Origin of the sequence: Agromyces sp. MMS24-JH15 (genome assembly GCF_043518605.1) — a bacterium.
Lineage (GTDB): Bacteria > Actinomycetota > Actinomycetes > Actinomycetales > Microbacteriaceae > Agromyces.
In genome coordinates, this window is the sequence record NZ_CP171358.1 from 1,584,030 (window position 1) to 1,601,775 (window position 17,746).

The 17,746-nt window shown below is 73.2% G+C and carries 13 protein-coding genes; 11 read left to right on the forward strand and 2 right to left on the reverse strand.

The features are described 5' to 3' along the window. Window positions 1–69 precede the first annotated feature (69 nt). The 9 genes from gabT to ACDF64_RS07245 all read left to right on the forward strand — a co-directional run bounded on the left by gabT (window position 70) and on the right by ACDF64_RS07245 (window position 12,563). Window positions 70–1,431 carry a 4-aminobutyrate--2-oxoglutarate transaminase gene (gabT, locus tag ACDF64_RS07205; RefSeq protein WP_394554409.1) on the forward strand — a complete coding sequence of 454 codons (1,362 nt, stop codon included), beginning with the start codon at window positions 70–72 and terminating at the stop codon, window positions 1,429–1,431. Beyond that, entirely contained in the window at window positions 1,428–2,753 is a 1,326-nt protein-coding gene (locus tag ACDF64_RS07210; protein ID WP_394554411.1) for a Glu/Leu/Phe/Val dehydrogenase, read from the forward strand. Before gabT ends, ACDF64_RS07210 begins: the two co-directional genes overlap by 4 nt. A gap of 46 nt (window positions 2,754–2,799) precedes the next feature. Further along, a complete protein-coding gene (locus ACDF64_RS07215; protein ID WP_394554412.1) occupies window positions 2,800–4,266 on the forward strand; it encodes an NAD-dependent succinate-semialdehyde dehydrogenase in 1,467 nt (488 codons plus the stop codon). Window positions 4,267–4,318: 52 nt separating this feature from the next. Beyond that, window positions 4,319–5,686: a flavin monoamine oxidase family protein gene (locus ACDF64_RS07220; protein ID WP_394554414.1), complete on the forward strand. Its 1,368-nt coding sequence runs from the start codon at window positions 4,319–4,321 to the stop codon at window positions 5,684–5,686. Next, a complete protein-coding gene (locus ACDF64_RS07225) occupies window positions 5,683–6,558 on the forward strand; it encodes a universal stress protein (RefSeq protein WP_394554415.1) in 876 nt (291 codons plus the stop codon). The genes ACDF64_RS07220 and ACDF64_RS07225 overlap by 4 nt, the downstream gene beginning before the upstream one ends. Next, window positions 6,558–8,153, forward strand: coding sequence for an APC family permease (locus tag ACDF64_RS07230; RefSeq protein WP_394554416.1), 1,596 nt, complete (start codon window positions 6,558–6,560; stop codon window positions 8,151–8,153). Before ACDF64_RS07225 ends, ACDF64_RS07230 begins: the two co-directional genes overlap by 1 nt. A 23-nt stretch (window positions 8,154–8,176) precedes the next feature. Continuing rightward, window positions 8,177–9,184: a LacI family DNA-binding transcriptional regulator gene (locus ACDF64_RS07235; RefSeq protein WP_394554418.1), complete on the forward strand. Its 1,008-nt coding sequence runs from the start codon at window positions 8,177–8,179 to the stop codon at window positions 9,182–9,184. A gap of 272 nt (window positions 9,185–9,456) precedes the next feature. Beyond that, complete coding sequence (locus tag ACDF64_RS07240; RefSeq protein WP_394554420.1) at window positions 9,457–10,923, forward strand: APC family permease; 1,467 nt, start codon at window positions 9,457–9,459, stop codon at window positions 10,921–10,923. An 11-nt stretch (window positions 10,924–10,934) separates the two neighbouring features. Then, the gene (locus ACDF64_RS07245; RefSeq protein WP_394554422.1) at window positions 10,935–12,563 is read left to right on the forward strand and encodes an amidohydrolase; all 1,629 of its coding nucleotides are present in this window, start codon (window positions 10,935–10,937) and stop codon (window positions 12,561–12,563) included. Between the two features lie 209 nt (window positions 12,564–12,772). Here the strand turns inward: ACDF64_RS07245 and ACDF64_RS07250 are convergent, their stop codons facing one another. Together ACDF64_RS07250 and ACDF64_RS07255 are read right to left on the reverse strand one after the other, a co-directional pair. Next, window positions 12,773–13,192, reverse strand: coding sequence for a hypothetical protein (locus ACDF64_RS07250; protein ID WP_394554423.1), 420 nt, complete (start codon window positions 13,190–13,192; stop codon window positions 12,773–12,775). A gap of 72 nt (window positions 13,193–13,264) precedes the next feature. Then, window positions 13,265–15,124, reverse strand: coding sequence for a PspC domain-containing protein (locus ACDF64_RS07255; protein WP_394554424.1), 1,860 nt, complete (start codon window positions 15,122–15,124; stop codon window positions 13,265–13,267). A 104-nt stretch (window positions 15,125–15,228) separates the two neighbouring features. Here ACDF64_RS07255 and ACDF64_RS07260 point away from each other — a divergent pair, with 104 nt between their 5' ends. Together ACDF64_RS07260 and ACDF64_RS07265 are read left to right on the forward strand one after the other, a co-directional pair. Beyond that, window positions 15,229–16,809, forward strand: a complete 1,581-nt coding sequence (locus tag ACDF64_RS07260) for a PspC domain-containing protein (RefSeq protein WP_394554426.1) — start codon at window positions 15,229–15,231, stop codon at window positions 16,807–16,809. Next, window positions 16,806–17,477 carry a LuxR C-terminal-related transcriptional regulator gene (locus ACDF64_RS07265; protein WP_394554429.1) on the forward strand — a complete coding sequence of 224 codons (672 nt, stop codon included), beginning with the start codon at window positions 16,806–16,808 and terminating at the stop codon, window positions 17,475–17,477. The genes ACDF64_RS07260 and ACDF64_RS07265 overlap by 4 nt, the downstream gene beginning before the upstream one ends. Window positions 17,478–17,746 lie beyond the last annotated feature (269 nt).

Here is a 17,746-nt window from a genome sequence, read left to right on the forward strand (position 1 = left end):
AATCCGAACCATTCGAGTGTACGACGCGGCGGCGAGGCATCCATCGGACGCTGCCTACCATCGGCTCTCATGACCATCGTCGATCTGCCCGCCACCGGCACCGCCGGCGGCCCGGCGCTGCCGCAGGAGCGCCGCCTCGTCACCGCCATCCCCGGCCCGCGCTCGCAGGAGCTCCTGGCCCGCAAGGCGGAAGCCGTCGCCAAGGGCGTCGGCACCACCATCCCGGTCTCGGTCGTCGCAGCGGGCGGAGGCGTCATCGTCGACGCCGACGGCAACTCGATCATCGACCTCGGCAGCGGGATCGCGGTCACCGGCGTCGGCAACTCGAACCCGCGCGTCGTCGAGGCCGTCACCGCGCAGCTCAACGCCTTCACGCACACGTGCTTCACGGTCGCGCCGTACGAGTCGTACGTCGCCGTGGCCGAGCAGCTCAACGCGCTCACGCCCGGCGACCACCCCAAGCGCTCGGCACTGTTCAACTCCGGCGCCGAGGCCGTCGAGAACGCCGTCAAGATCGCGCGGCACTTCACGAAGCGCCAGGCCGTCGTCGCGTTCGATCACGCGTACCACGGGCGCACCAACCTCACCATGGGCCTCACGGCGAAGAACATCCCCTACAAGAGCGGCTTCGGCCCGTTCGCGCCCGAGGTGTACCGCGCGTCGCTCAGCTACCCGCTCCGCGACGGCGGGCTGTCCGGCCGCGAGGCCGCGGACCGGGCGATCAGCCAGATCGAGAAGCAGGTCGGCGCCGAGAACCTCGCCGCGATCATCATCGAGCCCATCCAGGGCGAGGGCGGCTTCATCGTCCCCGCGCCGGGCTTCCTGCCCGCGCTGCTCGAGTGGGCGCGCGCGAACGACGTCGTGTTCATCGCCGACGAGGTGCAGACCGGCTTCGGCCGCACGGGCGCCTGGTTCGCGAGCGAGCACGAGGGCATCGTGCCCGACGTGATCGTCACCGCCAAGGGCATCGCGGGCGGCCTGCCGCTGTCGGCCGTCACCGGCCGCGCCGAGATCATGGACTCCGCGATGGCCGGCGGCCTCGGCGGCACCTACGCGGGCAACCCGCTCGCGTGCGTCGCCGCGCTCGCCGCGATCGAGTCGTACGAACAGGACGGCCTCATCGAGCGCGCGAAGGAGATCGGCACGATCCTCATCGGCCGCCTCAACGCCCTGCGCACCGCGGACCCGCGCATCGGCGACGTCCGCGGCCGCGGCGCCATGGTCGCGATCGAGCTCGTCGACCCCGCGACAGGCGCGCCCGACGCGGCACTCGCGAACCGCCTCGCCGCGTACGCCCACGCCGAAGGCGTGCTCGTGCTCACGTGCGGGACGTACGGCAACGTCATCCGGTGCCTGCCGCCCCTCACGATCTCCGACGCGCTCCTCGTCGAGGGGCTCGAGGTCCTCCGGGAAGGACTCCGCCGGGCATGAGCATCGTGGCAGACAGCGTCGTCGCCGCGGGCCGCCTCGACGCGGCATCCCACGCGCACCCGAGCGGCGCGCACCCGCACACGGCCGACCCGCTCGCCGACGCCCGCACCCAGCTGGCCGAGGCCGCGGGCATCCTCGGGCTCCCCGACGGCCTGCACCGCATGCTCGCGACCCCGCGTCGCGAGCTCACGGTCGCCGTGCCGCTGCGGCTCGACTCGGGCGAGACCCGCCTGTTCACCGGCCACCGCGTGCAGCACAACTTCTCGCGGGGCCCCGCCAAGGGCGGTCTCCGGTACTCCCCGAACGTCTCCCTCGACGAGGTGCGCGCGCTCGCGATGTGGATGACCTGGAAGTGCGCCCTGCTCGACGTGCCGTACGGCGGCGCGAAGGGCGGCGTCGCGATCGACCCCCGTGCGCACAGCACGGCGGAGCTCGAACGGCTCACCCGCCGGTACACGAGCGAGATCCTGCCGATCATCGGGCCGGAGCGGGACATCCCCGCCCCCGACATCGGCACCGACGAGCAGACCATGGCCTGGATGATGGACACCTACTCGGTGAACTCCGGCTACACGGTCCCCGGCATCGTCACGGGCAAGCCGATCGCACTCGGCGGCTCGCTCGGCCGCGCGTCCGCGACGAGCCGCGGCGTCACCCACGTCGCGCTCGCCGCGCTCGCGCACGTCGGGCTCCGGCCAGAGCGGTCCACCGCCGCCGTCCAGGGGTTCGGCAAGGTGGGCGCCGACGCCGCGCGCTTCCTCGCCGAGGCGGGCGTCGCGGTCGAGGCCGTCAGCGACCTCTACGGCGCCGTGCACCGCGCGGGCGGCCTCGACCTCGAGGCGCTCTCGGCGCACGTGCGCGAGACCGGGACGGTCGTCGGATTCCCCGGCGCCGACCCGATCGACGGCCAGGCGCTGCTCGGGCTCGACGTCGACCTGCTCGTCCCCGCGGCGGTCGAGGGCGTGCTCCACGCCGGCACCGCCGAGGCCGTGCGGGCCCGCGTCGTCGTCGAGGGCGCGAACGGCCCCACCACGGCCGACGGCGACCGCATCCTCGCCGAGCGCGGCGTGCTCGTCGTCCCCGACATCCTCGCGAACGCCGGCGGCGTCATCGTGTCCTACTTCGAGTGGGTGCAGGCGAACCAGGCGTACTGGTGGCGGGCCGACGAGGTCGAGTCCAGACTGGAGGAGCGGATGCTGAACGCGTGGTCGCACGTGCTCGGCTACGCCGAGGCACGGGGGCTGTCGCTTCGGACCGCCGCCACCGCGCTCGCCGTCGAGCGCGTCGCCGAGGCGCACCGGCTCCGCGGGCTGTATCCCTGATCCGCCCCACCGATCGAACCCATCGCTTCCACCGAAACGGAACAGCATGACCATCGCAACGCAGGAATCCGACGTCCTCGACCGGGTCGCCACCGGCCTCTTCATCGGCGGCGAGTGGGTCGAGGCCGAGGGCGGGCGCACGCTCGTCGTGCGCGATCCCTCCACGAACCGCGTGATCAAGGAGATCGCGGATGCCTCGCCGGCCGACGGCGTCCGCGCCCTCGACGCCGCGGTCGCGGCGCAGGCCTCGTGGGCGGCGACGCCGCCCCGCGAGCGCGGCGAGCTGCTGCGCCGTGCGTTCGACGCGCTCATCGCCCGCCGGGAGGAGTTCGCGCTCCTCATGACGGTCGAGATGGGCAAGCCGCTCGCCGAGGCGCGCGGCGAGGTCGGCTACGGCGGCGAGTTCCTCCGCTGGTTCAGCGAGGAGGCCGTGCGCATCACGGGCCGCTACGGGACCAACCCCGAGGGCACCGGGCGCATGATCGTCTCGCAGCGCCCGGTCGGGCCGTCGTTCTTCATCACGCCGTGGAACTTCCCGCTCGCGATGGCGACGCGCAAGATCGCGCCCGCGCTCGCCGCAGGATGCACCGTCGTGATCAAGCCCGCCGAGCTCACGCCGCTCACGACGATCGCGTTCGTGCAGCTCCTCGAGGAGGTCGGCCTGCCCAAGGGCGTCGTGAACGTCATCACGACCTCGAGCTCGTCGACCGTGTCGGCGCCGATCATCGCCGACCCGCGCCTGCGCAAGCTCAGCTTCACCGGGTCGACCGAGGTCGGCCGGAAGCTCATCGCGCAGGCCGCCGACCAGGTGCTCCGCGTCTCGATGGAGCTGGGCGGCAACGCCCCGTTCGTCGTGTTCGAGGACGCCGACCTCGACAAGGCGGTCGACGGCGCGATGATCGCGAAGTTCCGCAACATCGGGCAGGCGTGCACCGCGGCCAACCGGTTCATCGTGCACGAGGCCGTGGCCGAGGAGTTCGCGCGCCGCGTCGCCGAGCGCGTGCGCGCCATGAAGGTCGGCCGCGGCACCGAGGAGGGCGTGCAGATCGGTCCGCTGATCGACGCCAACGCGATCGCCAAGGCCGAGGAGCTCGTCGCGGACGCGGTCGCGCGCGGGGCATCCGTCCGCGTCGGCGGGTCCCGCGTCGAGGGCGAGGGCACGTTCTACCAGCCGACGGTCGTCACCGGGGTCGTACCGGGCAGCGAGATCCTCCGCCAGGAGATCTTCGGGCCCGTGCTCGCGATCACGACGTTCACCGACGAGGACGACGCCGTGCGGATCGCGAACGACACCGAGTTCGGCCTCGTGTCGTACGTGTTCACCGAGGACCTCGCCCGCGGGCACCGCATGATCGACCGACTCGAGTCGGGGATGATGGGCCTCAACGTCGGCGTCCTGTCGAACGCGGCAGCCCCCTTCGGCGGCATCAAGCAGTCGGGCATCGGTCGCGAGGGCGGCCCCGAGGGCATCCACGAGTACCTCGACACCAAGTACACGCTGCTGCCGCTCTGACCGGCAGCCGGTCGCGCGCTCGCGCGGCCGAGGAATGACGGGAATCATCCGCATGGAACGCATCGACACCGACGTCGTCATCGTCGGCGCGGGCGCGACCGGCCTCACAGCCGCGACGCGCCTGCGCGCCGCGGGGCTCGGCGTGATCGTGCTCGAGGCCCGCGACCGCGTCGGCGGCCGGCTCTGGACCGACGACGTCGACGGCGCGACCCTCGAGATCGGCGGGCAGTGGGTCTCGCCGGACCAGGACGCGCTCATCGAGACGATCGAGGAGCTCGGGCTCGCGACGTACTCGCGCTACCGCGAGGGCAAGAACGTCTACATCGACCAGCGCGGCGAGAAGCGCCGGTTCGAGGGCGAGATCTTCCCGGTGCCCGCGCGCACCGAGGACGAGATCCTGGGCCTGATCGACAAGCTCGACGCGCTCGTCGCCGAGATCGACCCCGACCGTCCGTGGGCGCACCCCGACGCGAAGGCGCTCGACGAGGTGTCGTTCGCCGAGTGGCTCGGCACGCAGACGGAGGACGAGGAGGCCCGGCTCAACATCGGCATGTTCATCGCGGGCGCCATGCTCACCAAGCCGGCGCACGCGTTCAGCGCGCTGCAGGCGCTGCTCATGGCGGCATCCGCGGGCTCGTTCTCGAACCTCGTCGACGCCGACTTCATCCTCGACAAGCGCGTCGTCGGCGGCCTCCAGCAGGTGCCGATCCTGCTCGCCGAACGCCTCGACGGCGCCGTGCGGCTCGGACACCCGGTGCGGACCATCCGCTGGAACCCCGACGCCCCCGAGCACGGCGTGACGGCCGTGACCGACACCCTCGAGGTGCACGCCCGGCACGCGATCCTCGCGGTGCCGCCGATCCTGTTCAGCCGGATCTCGTACGAGCCGCCGCTCCCGCGCCGCCAGCACCAACTGCACCAGCACCTGTCGATGGGCTTCGTGATCAAGGTGCACGCCGTCTACGAGACGCCGTTCTGGCGCGAGCAGGGCCTGAGCGGTACCGCGTTCAGCCCGTACGAGCTCTGCCACGAGGCGTACGACAACTCGTACCACGGCGACCCGCGCGGCACGCTCGTCGGGTTCGTCTCGGACGAGGCGGCCGACGAGGTGTTCCGCCTGTCGGCCGAGGAGCGCAAGGCTCGCATCCTCGAGTCGATGTCGCACTACTACGGCGAAGAGGCCCTGCACCCCGTCGTCTACTACGAGAGCGACTGGGGCAGCGAGGAGTGGACCCGCGGCGCGTACGCGGCGAGCTTCGACATGGGCGGGCTCGCGCGGTACGGCGCGGACCTCCGCACGCCCGTCGGACCGATCTCGTTCGCGTCGAGCGACCTCGCAGGCAAGGGCTACCAGCACGTCGACGGCGCGATCCGCATGGGCCGTGACGCGGCCGACCGCATCCTGGCGGCGACGTCGTGAGCGACCGGCACATCCTCGTCGGGTACACGGCCGACGACGCCGGGGCCGACGCGCTCGCGCTCGGCGCCCGCATCGCGGCGGCCACCGAGGCGCTCCTCGAGGTCGTCATGGTCCTGCCCATCGAGGCGCGCGGCGGCGTCGTGCCCCGCGACCCCGCCTACGAGCGACTCGTCAAGGAGCAGTCGCAGCAGTGGCTGGCGCAGGCGTCCGCCTCGATCGGCCGTGCGGTGCCGCAGTCGCTGCACATCCGGTACGCCGAGGGGTTCGCGACGGGCCTGCTCGACGCGGCGCACGAGTTCGGCGCATCGCTCATCGTCGTCGGCGCATCCCGTGGCGGCCTGTTCGGGCGCACGCGCGTCGGCTCCGTCGCGAACGAGCTGCTGCACTCCTCGGACGTGCCCGTCACGGTCGCGCCGGTCGGGAGCCGCGAGGTCCCGATCGCGCAGGGCGTCACGCGGGTGACGGCCGCCGTCGGCAGCCGCCCCGGACCCGTGCTCGAGGCATCCGTCGCCCTCGCCGGCGACACGCGGGCGCCGCTCCGGCTCCTCTCGCTCGTGCCGGTCGACCTGCCCGCGGGCGTCGACACCCGGCTGCTCGAGCTCACGAGCGTCGTCGGCGCCCAGCAGGTGCTCGACGACGCGCGCGCGGCGCTGCCCGACGGCGTCGAGGCGACCGCGACGGTCGCGACAGGCGACAGCATCGAGGAATCGGTGCGCGCGCTCGAGTGGCACGAGGGCGAGGTCGTCCTCGTCGGCTCGAGCCGGCTGGCCTCGCCGGCCCGCCTCTTCCTGGGTTCGACGGCGTCGAAGATGCTCCGCGAACTCCCGGTGCCGCTCATCGTGGTGCCCAGTGACGCACGAAAGACCCTGTGATGACGCAGCACGACCACTCCCAGACCACGCCCGAGCGGCCGCACCACTCCGAACCGCACGCGCCGCTCACCGACGCGAGCGCCGCGATCGACGGCAGCGACCTCGGCCTCTCCAAGAAGGGCCTCTCGGCCGGCTCGGTCGGCCTCATCGGCGCGATCGTCATCGGCATCTCGTGCATCGCACCCGCGTACACGCTGACGGGCTCGCTCGGCCCGACGGTCGCCGAGGTCGGCCTCCAGCTGCCGGCGATCTTCCTGCTCGGGTTCATCCCGATGCTGCTCGTCGCCTTCGGCTACCGCGAGCTCAACAGCGCGATGCCCGACTCGGGCACCTCCTTCACGTGGGCGACGCGCGCATTCGGCCCGTGGGTCGGGTGGATGGCCGGCTGGGGGCTCATCGCCGCGACGGTGGTGGTCCTGTCGAACCTCGCGGGCATCGCGGTCGAGTTCTTCTACCTCGCGCTCGCGCAGGCGTTCAACAACCCGGACATCGCCGAGCTCGTCGGCAACCCGCTCGTGAACGTCGCGACGTGCCTGGTCTTCATCTTCCTCGCGACGCTCATCTCCTACCGCGACATGCAGACGACCCAGCGGGTGCAGTACTGGCTCGTCGGGTTCCAGCTGCTCGTGATGATCGGCTTCGGCGTCGCCGCGTTCTGGCACGTCGCGAACGGCACCGCGTTCGACCCGACCCAGGTCGAGCTCAGCTGGTTCAACCCGTTCGAGGTCGGCTCGTTCACCGCGGTCGTCGCGGGCCTGTCGGTCTCGCTCTTCGTGTTCTGGGGCTGGGACGTCACGCTCACGATGAACGAGGAGACGAAGGGTTCGCACACGACCCCGGGTCGCGCGGCGACCATGACGGTCACGATCGTCGTCGCGATCTACCTGTTCGTCGCGATGGGCGCGCTCGCGTTCGCGGGTATCGGGACCGAGGGCGTCGGCCTCGGCAACCCCGACATCCAGGAGAACGCGTTCTTCTACCTCGCGGGCCCGATCCTCGGCCCGCTCGCGATCCTGATGTCGCTCGCGGTGCTCTCGAGCTCGGCGGCATCGCTGCAGTCGACGTTCGTGTCGCCGGCGCGCACCCTGCTGGCGATGGGCCACTACGGCGCGCTGCCCGAGCAGTTCGCGCGCGTGAGCCCGCGGTTCTTCACGCCCGGCTACGCGACCGTGGTGTCGGCGATCGTCGCGGCGGTGTTCTACGCGGTCATGCGGTTCGTGAGCGAGGACGTGCTGTGGGACACCATCACGACCCTCGGCATGATGATCTGCTTCTACTACGGCCTGACGGCGTTCGCGGCGGTCTGGTACTTCCGGAAGACCTGGTTCCGCAGCTTCCGCAACGCGTTCTTCCGACTGTTCGCGCCGCTCGTCGGCGGGGTCATCCTCGCGGTCCTGTTCGTGACCACCCTCGTCGACAGCATGGACCCGGACTACGGATCGGGCTCGAACATCGGCGGCGTGGGCCTCGTGTTCATCCTCGGTGTCGTGATCCTCGGCGTCGGCGTGGTGATCATGGTCTGGCAGCGCATCCGCCGGCCGTCGTTCTTCCGGCAGGAGCACCTCGAGCGGGGCGTCGCGGAGGCCGACGCGTAGCGTCGGCTGCCTAGACTTGCCGCATGGCCGGCCGGGCAGCGACGCTGCAGGATGTCGCCGAGCTCGCGGGCGTGTCGCGGGCGACGGCGTCCCTCGGGCTGCGCGACCGCGGCCGCATGTCGGCGGCGACGCGCGCGCGCATCCGCGCCGCGGCGGCCGAGCTCGACTACGTCGCGAACGCGACGGCGCGGAGCCTCCGCACGTCGCGCTCGGGGACGGTCGGGCTGTACGTGCCGGACCACACGCTGAGCTTCCGGTACTACATGGATGTCGCGTTCGGCGCGGTCGAGCGGGCACAGGCCGAGGACGTCCTGGTGACGCTCATGCCGGCCGCGTACTCGCCCCGGTCTGGCATCCCGCGACATCTCGACGGGTTCATCGTCATCGATCCGACCGACGACGACCCCGTGGTCGCGGGCCTGCTCGACGGCGACGCGCCGGTCGTGAGCGGCGAACTGCCCCCGCCGGCGATGACCGCGCCGTTCGGCGTCGTGCACTCGGACCACGTCGTCGGCATCCGGACCATCCTCGACCACCTCTGGGAGCAGGGGAGCCGCCGGCCCGCCGCGATCCTCGCCGACCGGGCGATGGCGTGGGGCCGGCAGACGCAGGACGGCTACGCGGCGTGGTGCCGTGAACGCGGCGTGGAGCCGCGGCTCGTCGAGACCTCGACCCGGATGACCTTCGCCGAACTCGGCACGCAGGTCGCGGCGCTCGTCGAGGACCTCGACGGCGTCGACGCCGTGATCGGCGGCGTCGAGGGCACGGTGCTCGTCGTCGCGGAGGCGATCGCGGCCGCGGGACTCCGCGTGGGCGAGGACCTGCTGCTCGCGGCCTACGTCGACAGCGACTCGCTCGCGGTGGTCCAGCCGTCGATCACCGCGCTCGACCTGCAGCCGCGCGAGTTCGGGCGGCAGTGCATGCGCCTGCTCGCCGGTGCGCTCGACGGATCGATCGAGCCGGGCACGTCGGTCGAGGTGCCGACCCGGCTGGTGGTGCGCGAGTCGACACGCGCGGTCGCCGTCGGCTGAGGCCGGGCGGGCGCCGGCGGCGGGGGACCGCTCGCGAGCGGCGCTGGCGAGGAGCGAGGCGGACCGGAACGATCGCCCCGAATTGGTGTGGAATCCGTTGTGGTGAATCGATTGTGCACGCTGATCCCTTCATGCATAATCGATTCACCTCACGAACCCGTCGAACCTGAGGCCAACTCGGAACACCCTTGCGTCACCCCACCCCCACCCGATGGACGCACTCGAGCCGGCGGATTCGACACCCGACGCCTCGACGAAGGAGCCAAGGCATCATGGAACAGACCACCGCCCCCGCGGTCGCAGAACCCGCGACCGGAGCACCGGCCCCCAACTCACTCCGACCGAATGCCCTGGGCACCGGCGGCATCGTCTTCATGGTCATCTCGGCGGCGGCGCCGCTGACGGTCATGGCCGGCGTCGCGCCGATCGCGATCCTCATCGGCGGCATCGGGGCCCCCGTCGTCTACGTCGTCGCAGGGCTCATCCTCGGCGTCTTCGCCGTCGCGTTCATGGCGATGACCAAGCACGTCAAGGCGCTCGGCGGCTTCTACACGTACATCACGCAGTCGCTCGGGAAGGCGGTCGGGCTCGGCTCGTCGCTCGTCGCGCTGGTGGCGTACAACGCCATGGAGATCGGCCTGTACGGCCTGCTCGGCGCGCAGGGCCACGACATGCTGCTGACGCAGTTCGGCATCGACGTGCCGTGGTGGGTCATCGCCGCGATCGGCGTGTTCGCCATCTTCTTCGTCGCCTACCGCGGCGTCGACGTCGGCGCCAAGGTGCTCGGCGTGCTGCTCGGCCTCGAGACGGTCATCCTGCTCGCATTCGCCGTCGTCGTGCTCGTGCAGGGAGGTGCCGAGGGCATCACGTTCGGCAGCTTCACGCCCGAGGCGCTCTTCAACCCGGGCCTGTTCGCCATTCTCGGCGCCGGCTTCGCGGCGTTCCTCGGCTTCGAGTCCACCGCGCTCTACCGCGAGGAGGCGCGCGACCCGAACCGCACCATCCCGCGCGCGACGTACATCTCGGTGGCGTTCCTGGCCGGGTTCTACGGCTTCATCATGTGGGCGATCGTGATCTCGCTCGGCGAGACGAACGCCGTCGCGGCGGCTGCCGAGAACCCGGCCGGCCTCGTCTTCGCGCAGGCGGGCCACTACCTCGGCGCCTGGGCCGAGTTCGCGATGTACCTGCTCATCCTCACGAGCGTCTACGCCTCGCAGCTCGCCTTCCACAACGCGATCAACAGGTACACCTTCTCCCTCGCCCGCGACGGCGTGCTGCCGGCCGCGCTCCGACGCACCCACCCGAAGTCCGGCTCGCCGTACGTCTCGGGCATCGTGCAGACCGTGCTCGCCGTCGTCGTGGTCGCGTTCTTCGCGATCGGCGGCCTCGACCCGTACATGCAGCTCCTGCTCTGGGTGAACAGCGCCGGCGTGCTCGGCATCCTGCTGCTGCAGGTGCTCACGTGCGTCGCGGTCGCCGTCTTCTTCCTGAAGAACCCGGGCATCGCCAGGAAGTGGTACGTGGTGCCTGCAGCCGTCGTGTCGGGACTCGCCCAGGTCGGCGTCCTCTACATCCTGTGCACGAGCCTCGACATGCTGACCGCCGGCGGCCCGGTCGTGAACTTCTTCGTCCTCGCGATCACGCCCGTCACGTTCACGGTCGGGTTCGTGCTCGCGGTCGTGTGGAAGCGCACCCGCCCGCAGGTCTACGCCGCCATCGGCGGCGCGAGCGAGTTCTAGGAGGAATGCGGATGCGACCGGCAGACCTCGTGGTCCTCTCGGACCGCGTGCTCACCCCCGACGTGCTCGCCGATCCCGCATCGGCCGCCCCCGGATTCGTCGCGGTGCGCGACGGCGTGATCGTCGCCGTCGGCTCCGGTCACGACGCCGCCGCCTGGGCGGACGGCGCCGCCCGGGTGATCGACCTCGGCGAGGGCACGCTCGCGTCGGGATTCATCGACGCCCACATCCACCCCGTCATCGGGCTCAAGATGGCGCGCGGCCTCGACCTGTCCGGGATCACCCGGCGGGACGAGGCCCGCGCGGCCATCGCCGAGTACGCGGCCGGCCGCGACGACGAGTGGATCCTGGGCTGGGGCCTGGACCCCGCCGTCTTCGAGGGCGGGCCCTGGGACAACTCGCTGTTCGACGGACTCATCGACGACCGCAAGGCGTTCGTCGTGTTCTTCGACGGGCACGCGGCCCTCGTCTCGGACGCGGCGCTCGCGCTGGGCGGCGTCACCGGCCGCGAGACGTTCCCGGATGCCTCGTTCGTCGGCGTCGACGCGGCCGGCCGGCCCACCGGCATGCTGCACGAGATGCAGGCCGAGCTCCTCGTCATGGACCACCTCCCCGAGCAGGCCTTCGAGGAGCGGGTCGACGAGCTCGGCGCGCTGTTCCGCGGCATGGCCGAGTCGGGGATCGTCGCCGGGCACATGCTCGACCTCGCCGACCCCGACTCGATCCCGATGCTCGAGGAGCTCGAGCGCCGGGGCGACCTCGCGATCCGGCTCCGGATCTCGCCCTGGGCCATGCCCGGGTTCACCGAGGAGGACCTGGCCGGGCTCGTCGCGCTGCAGGGCCGGGCGGGCCGTCGCTGGGAGGTCCGGGGCATCAAGCTCATGATCGACGGCACGGTCGACAACGGCACGGCGTGGCTGTTCGAGCCCGACACGAAGGGCGAGAGCACGGCGTCGCTCTACCTCGAGCCCGACGAGTACGCCCGGGCCGTCGCGTACTTCCACGAGCGCGGCATCCCGACGACGACGCACGCGATCGGCGACCGGGGCATCGCGTTCGTCGCCGAGACGATCGCCGCCCAGCCCGACAACGGCACTCGGCACCGGATCGAGCACATCGAGACCCTGCCCGACGAGGTGCTCGACCGCATCATCGAGGCCGGCGCCGCCACGAGCATGCAGCCGACGCACTGCACGCACTACTCGAAGGCCGACCACAGCGACAACTGGTCGCAGCGCCTCGGGACCGAGCGGGCGAACCGGGCGTGGCGCATCGGCGACCTCCGCGCGCGCGGCGCGACCGTCGCGCTCGGGTCCGACTGGCCGATCGCCCCGTACGACCCGCGCGGCATCGTCGCGGCCGCGCAGCTGCGGCGCCCCGCGGGGCGTCCGGAGATCGCACCGGTCCAGCCGGCCCAGGCGATCTCGGCCGCGCACGCGGTCGAGGGCTACACGAGCGAGTACTGGGCCTCGGTCGGCGAGACCGGTGGACGGCTCGAGGTCGGCGCGCGCGCGGACCTCACGGCGTTCGCCGACGACCCGCTGAGGACCGACCCCGACGCGTTCGCGCAGACCGTCGTGCTGCTCACGGTCGTGGACGGCGACGTCGTCGTCGACCGGGCGGGCGCGCGCGTCGGCTGAGGCCGAGCGAGCGCTCGGACGCGCGCTCGGACGCGCGCTCGGAGGCGCGCACGGACGCGAACTCGGACGCTCGCTCGGACGCGAATGGTCGCTCCCGTCGATCGGGAGCGACCATTCGTGTCCGTGCAGCTTGCGTGTGTGCGCGTGTGGGCGCGTGTGTGCGCGTCGCGTGCGGGGCAGGCGGCGCGCGCGGGGAAGGCGGCGTGCGCTCAGCGCGAGGACGCCCGCCGCAGGACGCCGGCGAGCCCGGCGACGAGCAGCAGCGCACCCATGGCGAGCAGCACGACGAGCAGGAACATCCCCGGCTCGAGCGAGCGCCACCAGTCGGATGCCGCGTCGCGCCGCGCCGGGTCGACGAGGACCCACAGCTCGACGGCCGCGATCGCCGCGAAGGCGAGTCCCCACACGATCGCGCCCCAGCGCACGCGCGGGCCGCGCAGCGCGGCGGATGCCCCGACTGCGGATGCCGCCACTGCGGATGCCGCGCCCGCGTGGGCGTCGGCCGAGGGCCATCCGGCGCCGATCGGATCGGAGGTCGACGTCGTCGAACCGGCCGCGGTCGGGGTGGTGGTCGGGTCGGTCGGGGCGGTCGGGGCGGTCGGCTCGATCGGGGTGGTCTGGTCGGTCATGTCGGTCTCCTTGCGAGTCTGGTCGGGCGGGCGGCGACGCCGGACGCCGGGGTCACGGATGCCTCGGACGGGTCATCCTTCGTCCCACAGGACGACGCGGATGTTGCCCGCGCCCGTGCGGATCGCGATCGTGGCATCCGTCTCGCCGGGCGTCGTGCCCTGGCCGACGACCCGCTCCCACGAGCCGGAACCCGGCGCCGTGAGCTGCACGCCGTCGTAGGTCGCCGCGATGCCGTCGGCGGGCATCCGGACCAGCTCCACCCAGCACGACCCGCAGTCGACCTGGAGTTCGAGTCGCGCGTCGTCGCGGACCTGGACGTCGACCTCGCCGGCGCCCTGCACGATCTCCATGCGCGGTGCGGGCCCGCCGGCGAGGTCGTCGCCGTCGACCGAGACGTCGACGTCCCCGACCGCCTGGACGAACGTCCCCTCGCGCACCGGACCGTCGATCGACCCGATCACGACGAGCGTTCCCGGCCGCGGCACGACCGCGCCGATCGTGGCGAGCACGAGCAGCACGATCGTCGTGAACGCGAGGAACCCGCTGCGCCGGCGCAGCGACCCCGCGAGCACCATCGACAGCGCCGAGACGAGCGCGGCGGCGGCGAGCGCGATCGTGCCGGCCCAGTCGGCGGTCGCGGGCGAGGAGAACGCCGCGATGCCCGTGAGCGAGCCGACCACGATCGCGCCGCCGAGGGTCGCGACGACGTAGGCGAAGCTCGCGCGCGGTCGCGTGGCCCGACGCAGGCGGCGCGCCGCCTCGGCCTCGGCGGCGTACGCGGCCGATCGCGCGCGGTTCTGCTCGGCGATCTCGGCGCGGGCCTGCCGGCCGGCGTCCGACTGCGCGCGCCGCCACTCGGCGTGCGCGGCGCGCCACTCGTCGTAGCGCAGCTTCCACGCCTCGTAGTCCGCGGCGCTCGAGCCGGCCTCCGGGCGCGGCGGGGCGGGCGGTGCGGCGGCGCCGTCGGCGACGGTCGGAGCCGAGGATGCCCCGCGCGCGAGCCCCGCGACCGAGATCGCGACGGCGGGGGCGACGGCACCGGACGATCCTGCCGACGATCCGGTCGGTCCGACCGACCGGCCCGCCGGTGCGTACGGTGTGTACGCCGCGGCGGATCCGCCCGCGGATGCGCCAGCGCCCCCGGCGGCCACCCCGGCCCCGCCCTGCGCGCGCGAGCGCCGCACGAGCCAGACCACGAGCGCCGCGATCCCCGCGAGCAGCAGGAGCGTCCAGACGACCGGGCCGAGGTTGATGCCGAACGGGCTGAACCACGGCGCATTCGCCCAGGCGTCACCGCCCCACATCCACGCCCAGGCGCCGCCGAAGACCGCCGGGACGCCGAACGCGGGCGGGAACAGTCCGACCAGCAGGAAGATCGCGATCCCGATGAGCGCCGAGTCCCAGACGCCGCGGAGCAGTTGCTCGAGGTGGATCCGCCCGGACGCGTTCGGCAGCAGCAGCCACGCGGCGCCGTACGCGAGGAACGCGGGCGCGCCGAACAGCGCGAAGACGACGAGCACGCCGCGCACGATGAGCGGGTCGATCCCGAGGCGGTTCGCGATGCCCGCGGCGACGCCGCCGATCCAGCCGGGCGTGCGCGGCACGCCGAGCGAACGCAGCCACCCGAAGAACCCGGCGTCGGCGGCCGGCGTCGACGCGGATGCCCCGTCCCCGGCTCCGGCGGCACCGGGCTGGTCCGGGCCGACCGGGAAGTCCGGCGGCAGCGGGGGCTCGGGCGGGACCGGCGCGACCGGCGGCGCGGGGGCCTCCGCATCGGTCGCCGCATCGCCCGCGGCGGCGGACGACGCGGCGGGATCGGCAGCGGCAGCGGAGTCCGTGCCCGGCGCGGAGCGGGTGTCCGCGGCGGAGTCGGTACCGCGCTCGGAATCGGGGCCGGATGCGGTCTCGGGATCGGTCGGAGTCGGGGCCATGCTCCGATGCTGGCGCGGTTGCCTCGCGGCGGACCATCCGGCATCACCCTGATCCGTCCCTGATTCGCCGTCGCGCGCGGATCCGGGCTGGTTGGATGGTGGGCATGTCGACCGCCGCGACCTCGCCGCGCCTCACCCGGCGCCGCGACTGCTGGGTCGCCGGGGTCGCCGGCGGGCTCGCCGACCACCTCGGCTGGCCGCCCGCGCTCGTGCGGACGGCGTTCGTCGTGACGGCGTTCCTCGGTGGGGCCGGCATCCTGTTCTACGCATGGCTGTGGGCGCTCGCGCCGTGGTCCGACGGCCGCTCGCGCGTCACGCGCCGGGCCCCGGTCGCGTGGATCCTCGTCGCCGCCGAGGGCGTCCTGCTCGTCGCGGTGGTCGCGACCGCGGTCGGTCGAGCGGATGCCTCGGCGCTCGGCGCCCTCGTCCCGCTCGCGTTCGGGGCGGTCGCGCTCGCCGCGGCCGCGGGCTGCTGGGCGACCTTCGTCGACCGTGCCGACCCGGACCGCGGCCCGCGCGCCGAGCAGGCGGTCCGCGCCGCGGCATCCGGCGGGCTCGTCGTGATCGCGCTCGTCTCGGCGGCCGCACCCGGCGCGGGCGTCGGCGGGTTCCTCCTCGCGGTGGTCTGCCTGCTCGGCGTCGCGCTCGTCTTCGCGCCAGCACTCCTCACCGTCTGGCGCGACCTCGTGGACGAACGCGTCGGCCGCATCCGCGACGAGCAGCGCAGCGAGATGGCCGCCCACCTGCACGACTCGGTGCTGCAGACGCTCGCGCTCATCCAGAACCGCGCGGGCGCGTCGAGCGAGGCCGGGCGGCTCGCCCGCGCGCAGGAGCGGGAGCTGCGCAGCTGGCTCTACGACGCGGATGCCCCGGCCGACAGCGACCTGGCCACGGACCTGCGCGACTTCGCGGCCGCACTCGAGCTCGACTACCCCGTGCGGATCGAGGTCGTCGCGGTCGGCATGTCGTCCGAGCGCGCGAGCGGCGAGCTCGCCGCGGCCGCGCGCGAGGCCATGCTCAACGCCGCGCGGCACGCGGGCGGCGAGGTGTCGGTCTACCTCGAGGGGTCGGACCGCGGAGTCGACGTCTACGTGCGCGACCGCGGCCCCGGGTTCGACCCGCTCGGCGTGCCGGCCGATCGGCTCGGCGTGCGCGAGTCGATCGTGGGCCGGATGCGCCGTGCCGGCGGGTCCGCGACGGTCCGTCCCGGCGTCGGCGGGCAGGGCACCGAGGTGCACCTCGCGTTCCTGCTCCGGGACGCCCGTCGAACCGTGCCCCCGGAGGCGACATCCCCCGGTGGTCGAGGAGCGCCGCCGGACGCGACATCCCCCGGTGGTCGAGGAGCGCCCCCGGACGCGACATCCCCCGGTGGTCGAGGAGCGCCGCCGGACGCGACATCCCCCGGTGGTCGAGGAGCGCCGCCGGACGCGACGTCCCCCGGTGGTCGAGGAGGGCCCCCGGACGCGCCGTCCCTCGGTGGTCGAGGAGCGCCGCCGGAGGCGACGTTCCTCGGTGGTCGAGGAGCGCCGCCGGAGGCGACATCCCTCGGTGGTCGAGGAGCGCCGCCGGAGGCGACATCCCTCGGTGGGCGAGGAGCGCCGCCGGACGCGGCTTCCCCCGGTGGTCGAGGAGCGCCGCCGGAGGCGACGCGTCTCGAGACCATGACCCACGAGGACCCCGAATGACCGACCCCGCCCCGCTGCGCGTCGTCGTCGTCGACGACCACTCGATCTTCCGCGCCGGCCTCCGAGCCGACCTCGACCGGTCGATCGAGGTCGTCGGCGAGGCATCCGACGTCCCGTCCGCGGTCGAAATCGTGGTCGCGACCCGCCCCGACGTCGTGCTGCTCGACGTGCACCTGCCGGGCGGCGCGGATGCCTCCGTCTCCGGCGGCGCAGAGGTGCTCGGCCTCGCCGGCCCACGCGTGCCGGGCACGCGGTTCCTCGCGCTCAGCGTCTCCGACTCCGCCGAGGACGTCGTGGGGGTCATCCGCGCGGGTGCCCGCGGCTACCTGACCAAGGGCGCGTCGGCCGCCGAGGTGAGTCGCGCCGTCGTCGCCGTGGCCTCGGGCGACGCGGTCTTCTCGCCGCGGCTCGCGGGGTTCGTGCTCGACGCGTTCGGCGCAGCCGGAGGCGAGACCGCCGCGGCCGATGACGAGCTCGACCGGCTGAGCGCGCGCGAGCAGGAGGTCATGCGCCTGATCGCGCGCGGCTACGCGTACAAGGAGGTCGCGTCGGCGCTGTTCATCTCGACGAAGACGGTCGAGACGCACGTGTCATCCGTGCTCCGGAAGCTCCAGCTCTCGAGCCGGCACGAGCTCACCGCCTGGGCGAACGCCCGACGCCTGCTGTAGCCCCGCCCGCCCCGCCCGCCCTCCATCGTTTCGTGCGACGTCGGGTCGTGATGTCGCGCAGAACGTCGGCGGGGCCGCGCCGCGACGTCGGTTCGCGCGACTTCGGGTCGTGATGTCGCGCAGGACGTCGGCAGCGCCGGCCGCCGGCGTCGGTTTGCGCGACATCGGTGCACCCCAGCGGATGGCACAGCGCTCGGACGATCGGCACCACCACCACCCCAGGGCACCGACGACCCAGCCCGCCGGGCGCCCCGGAACCCCCGGCGAAC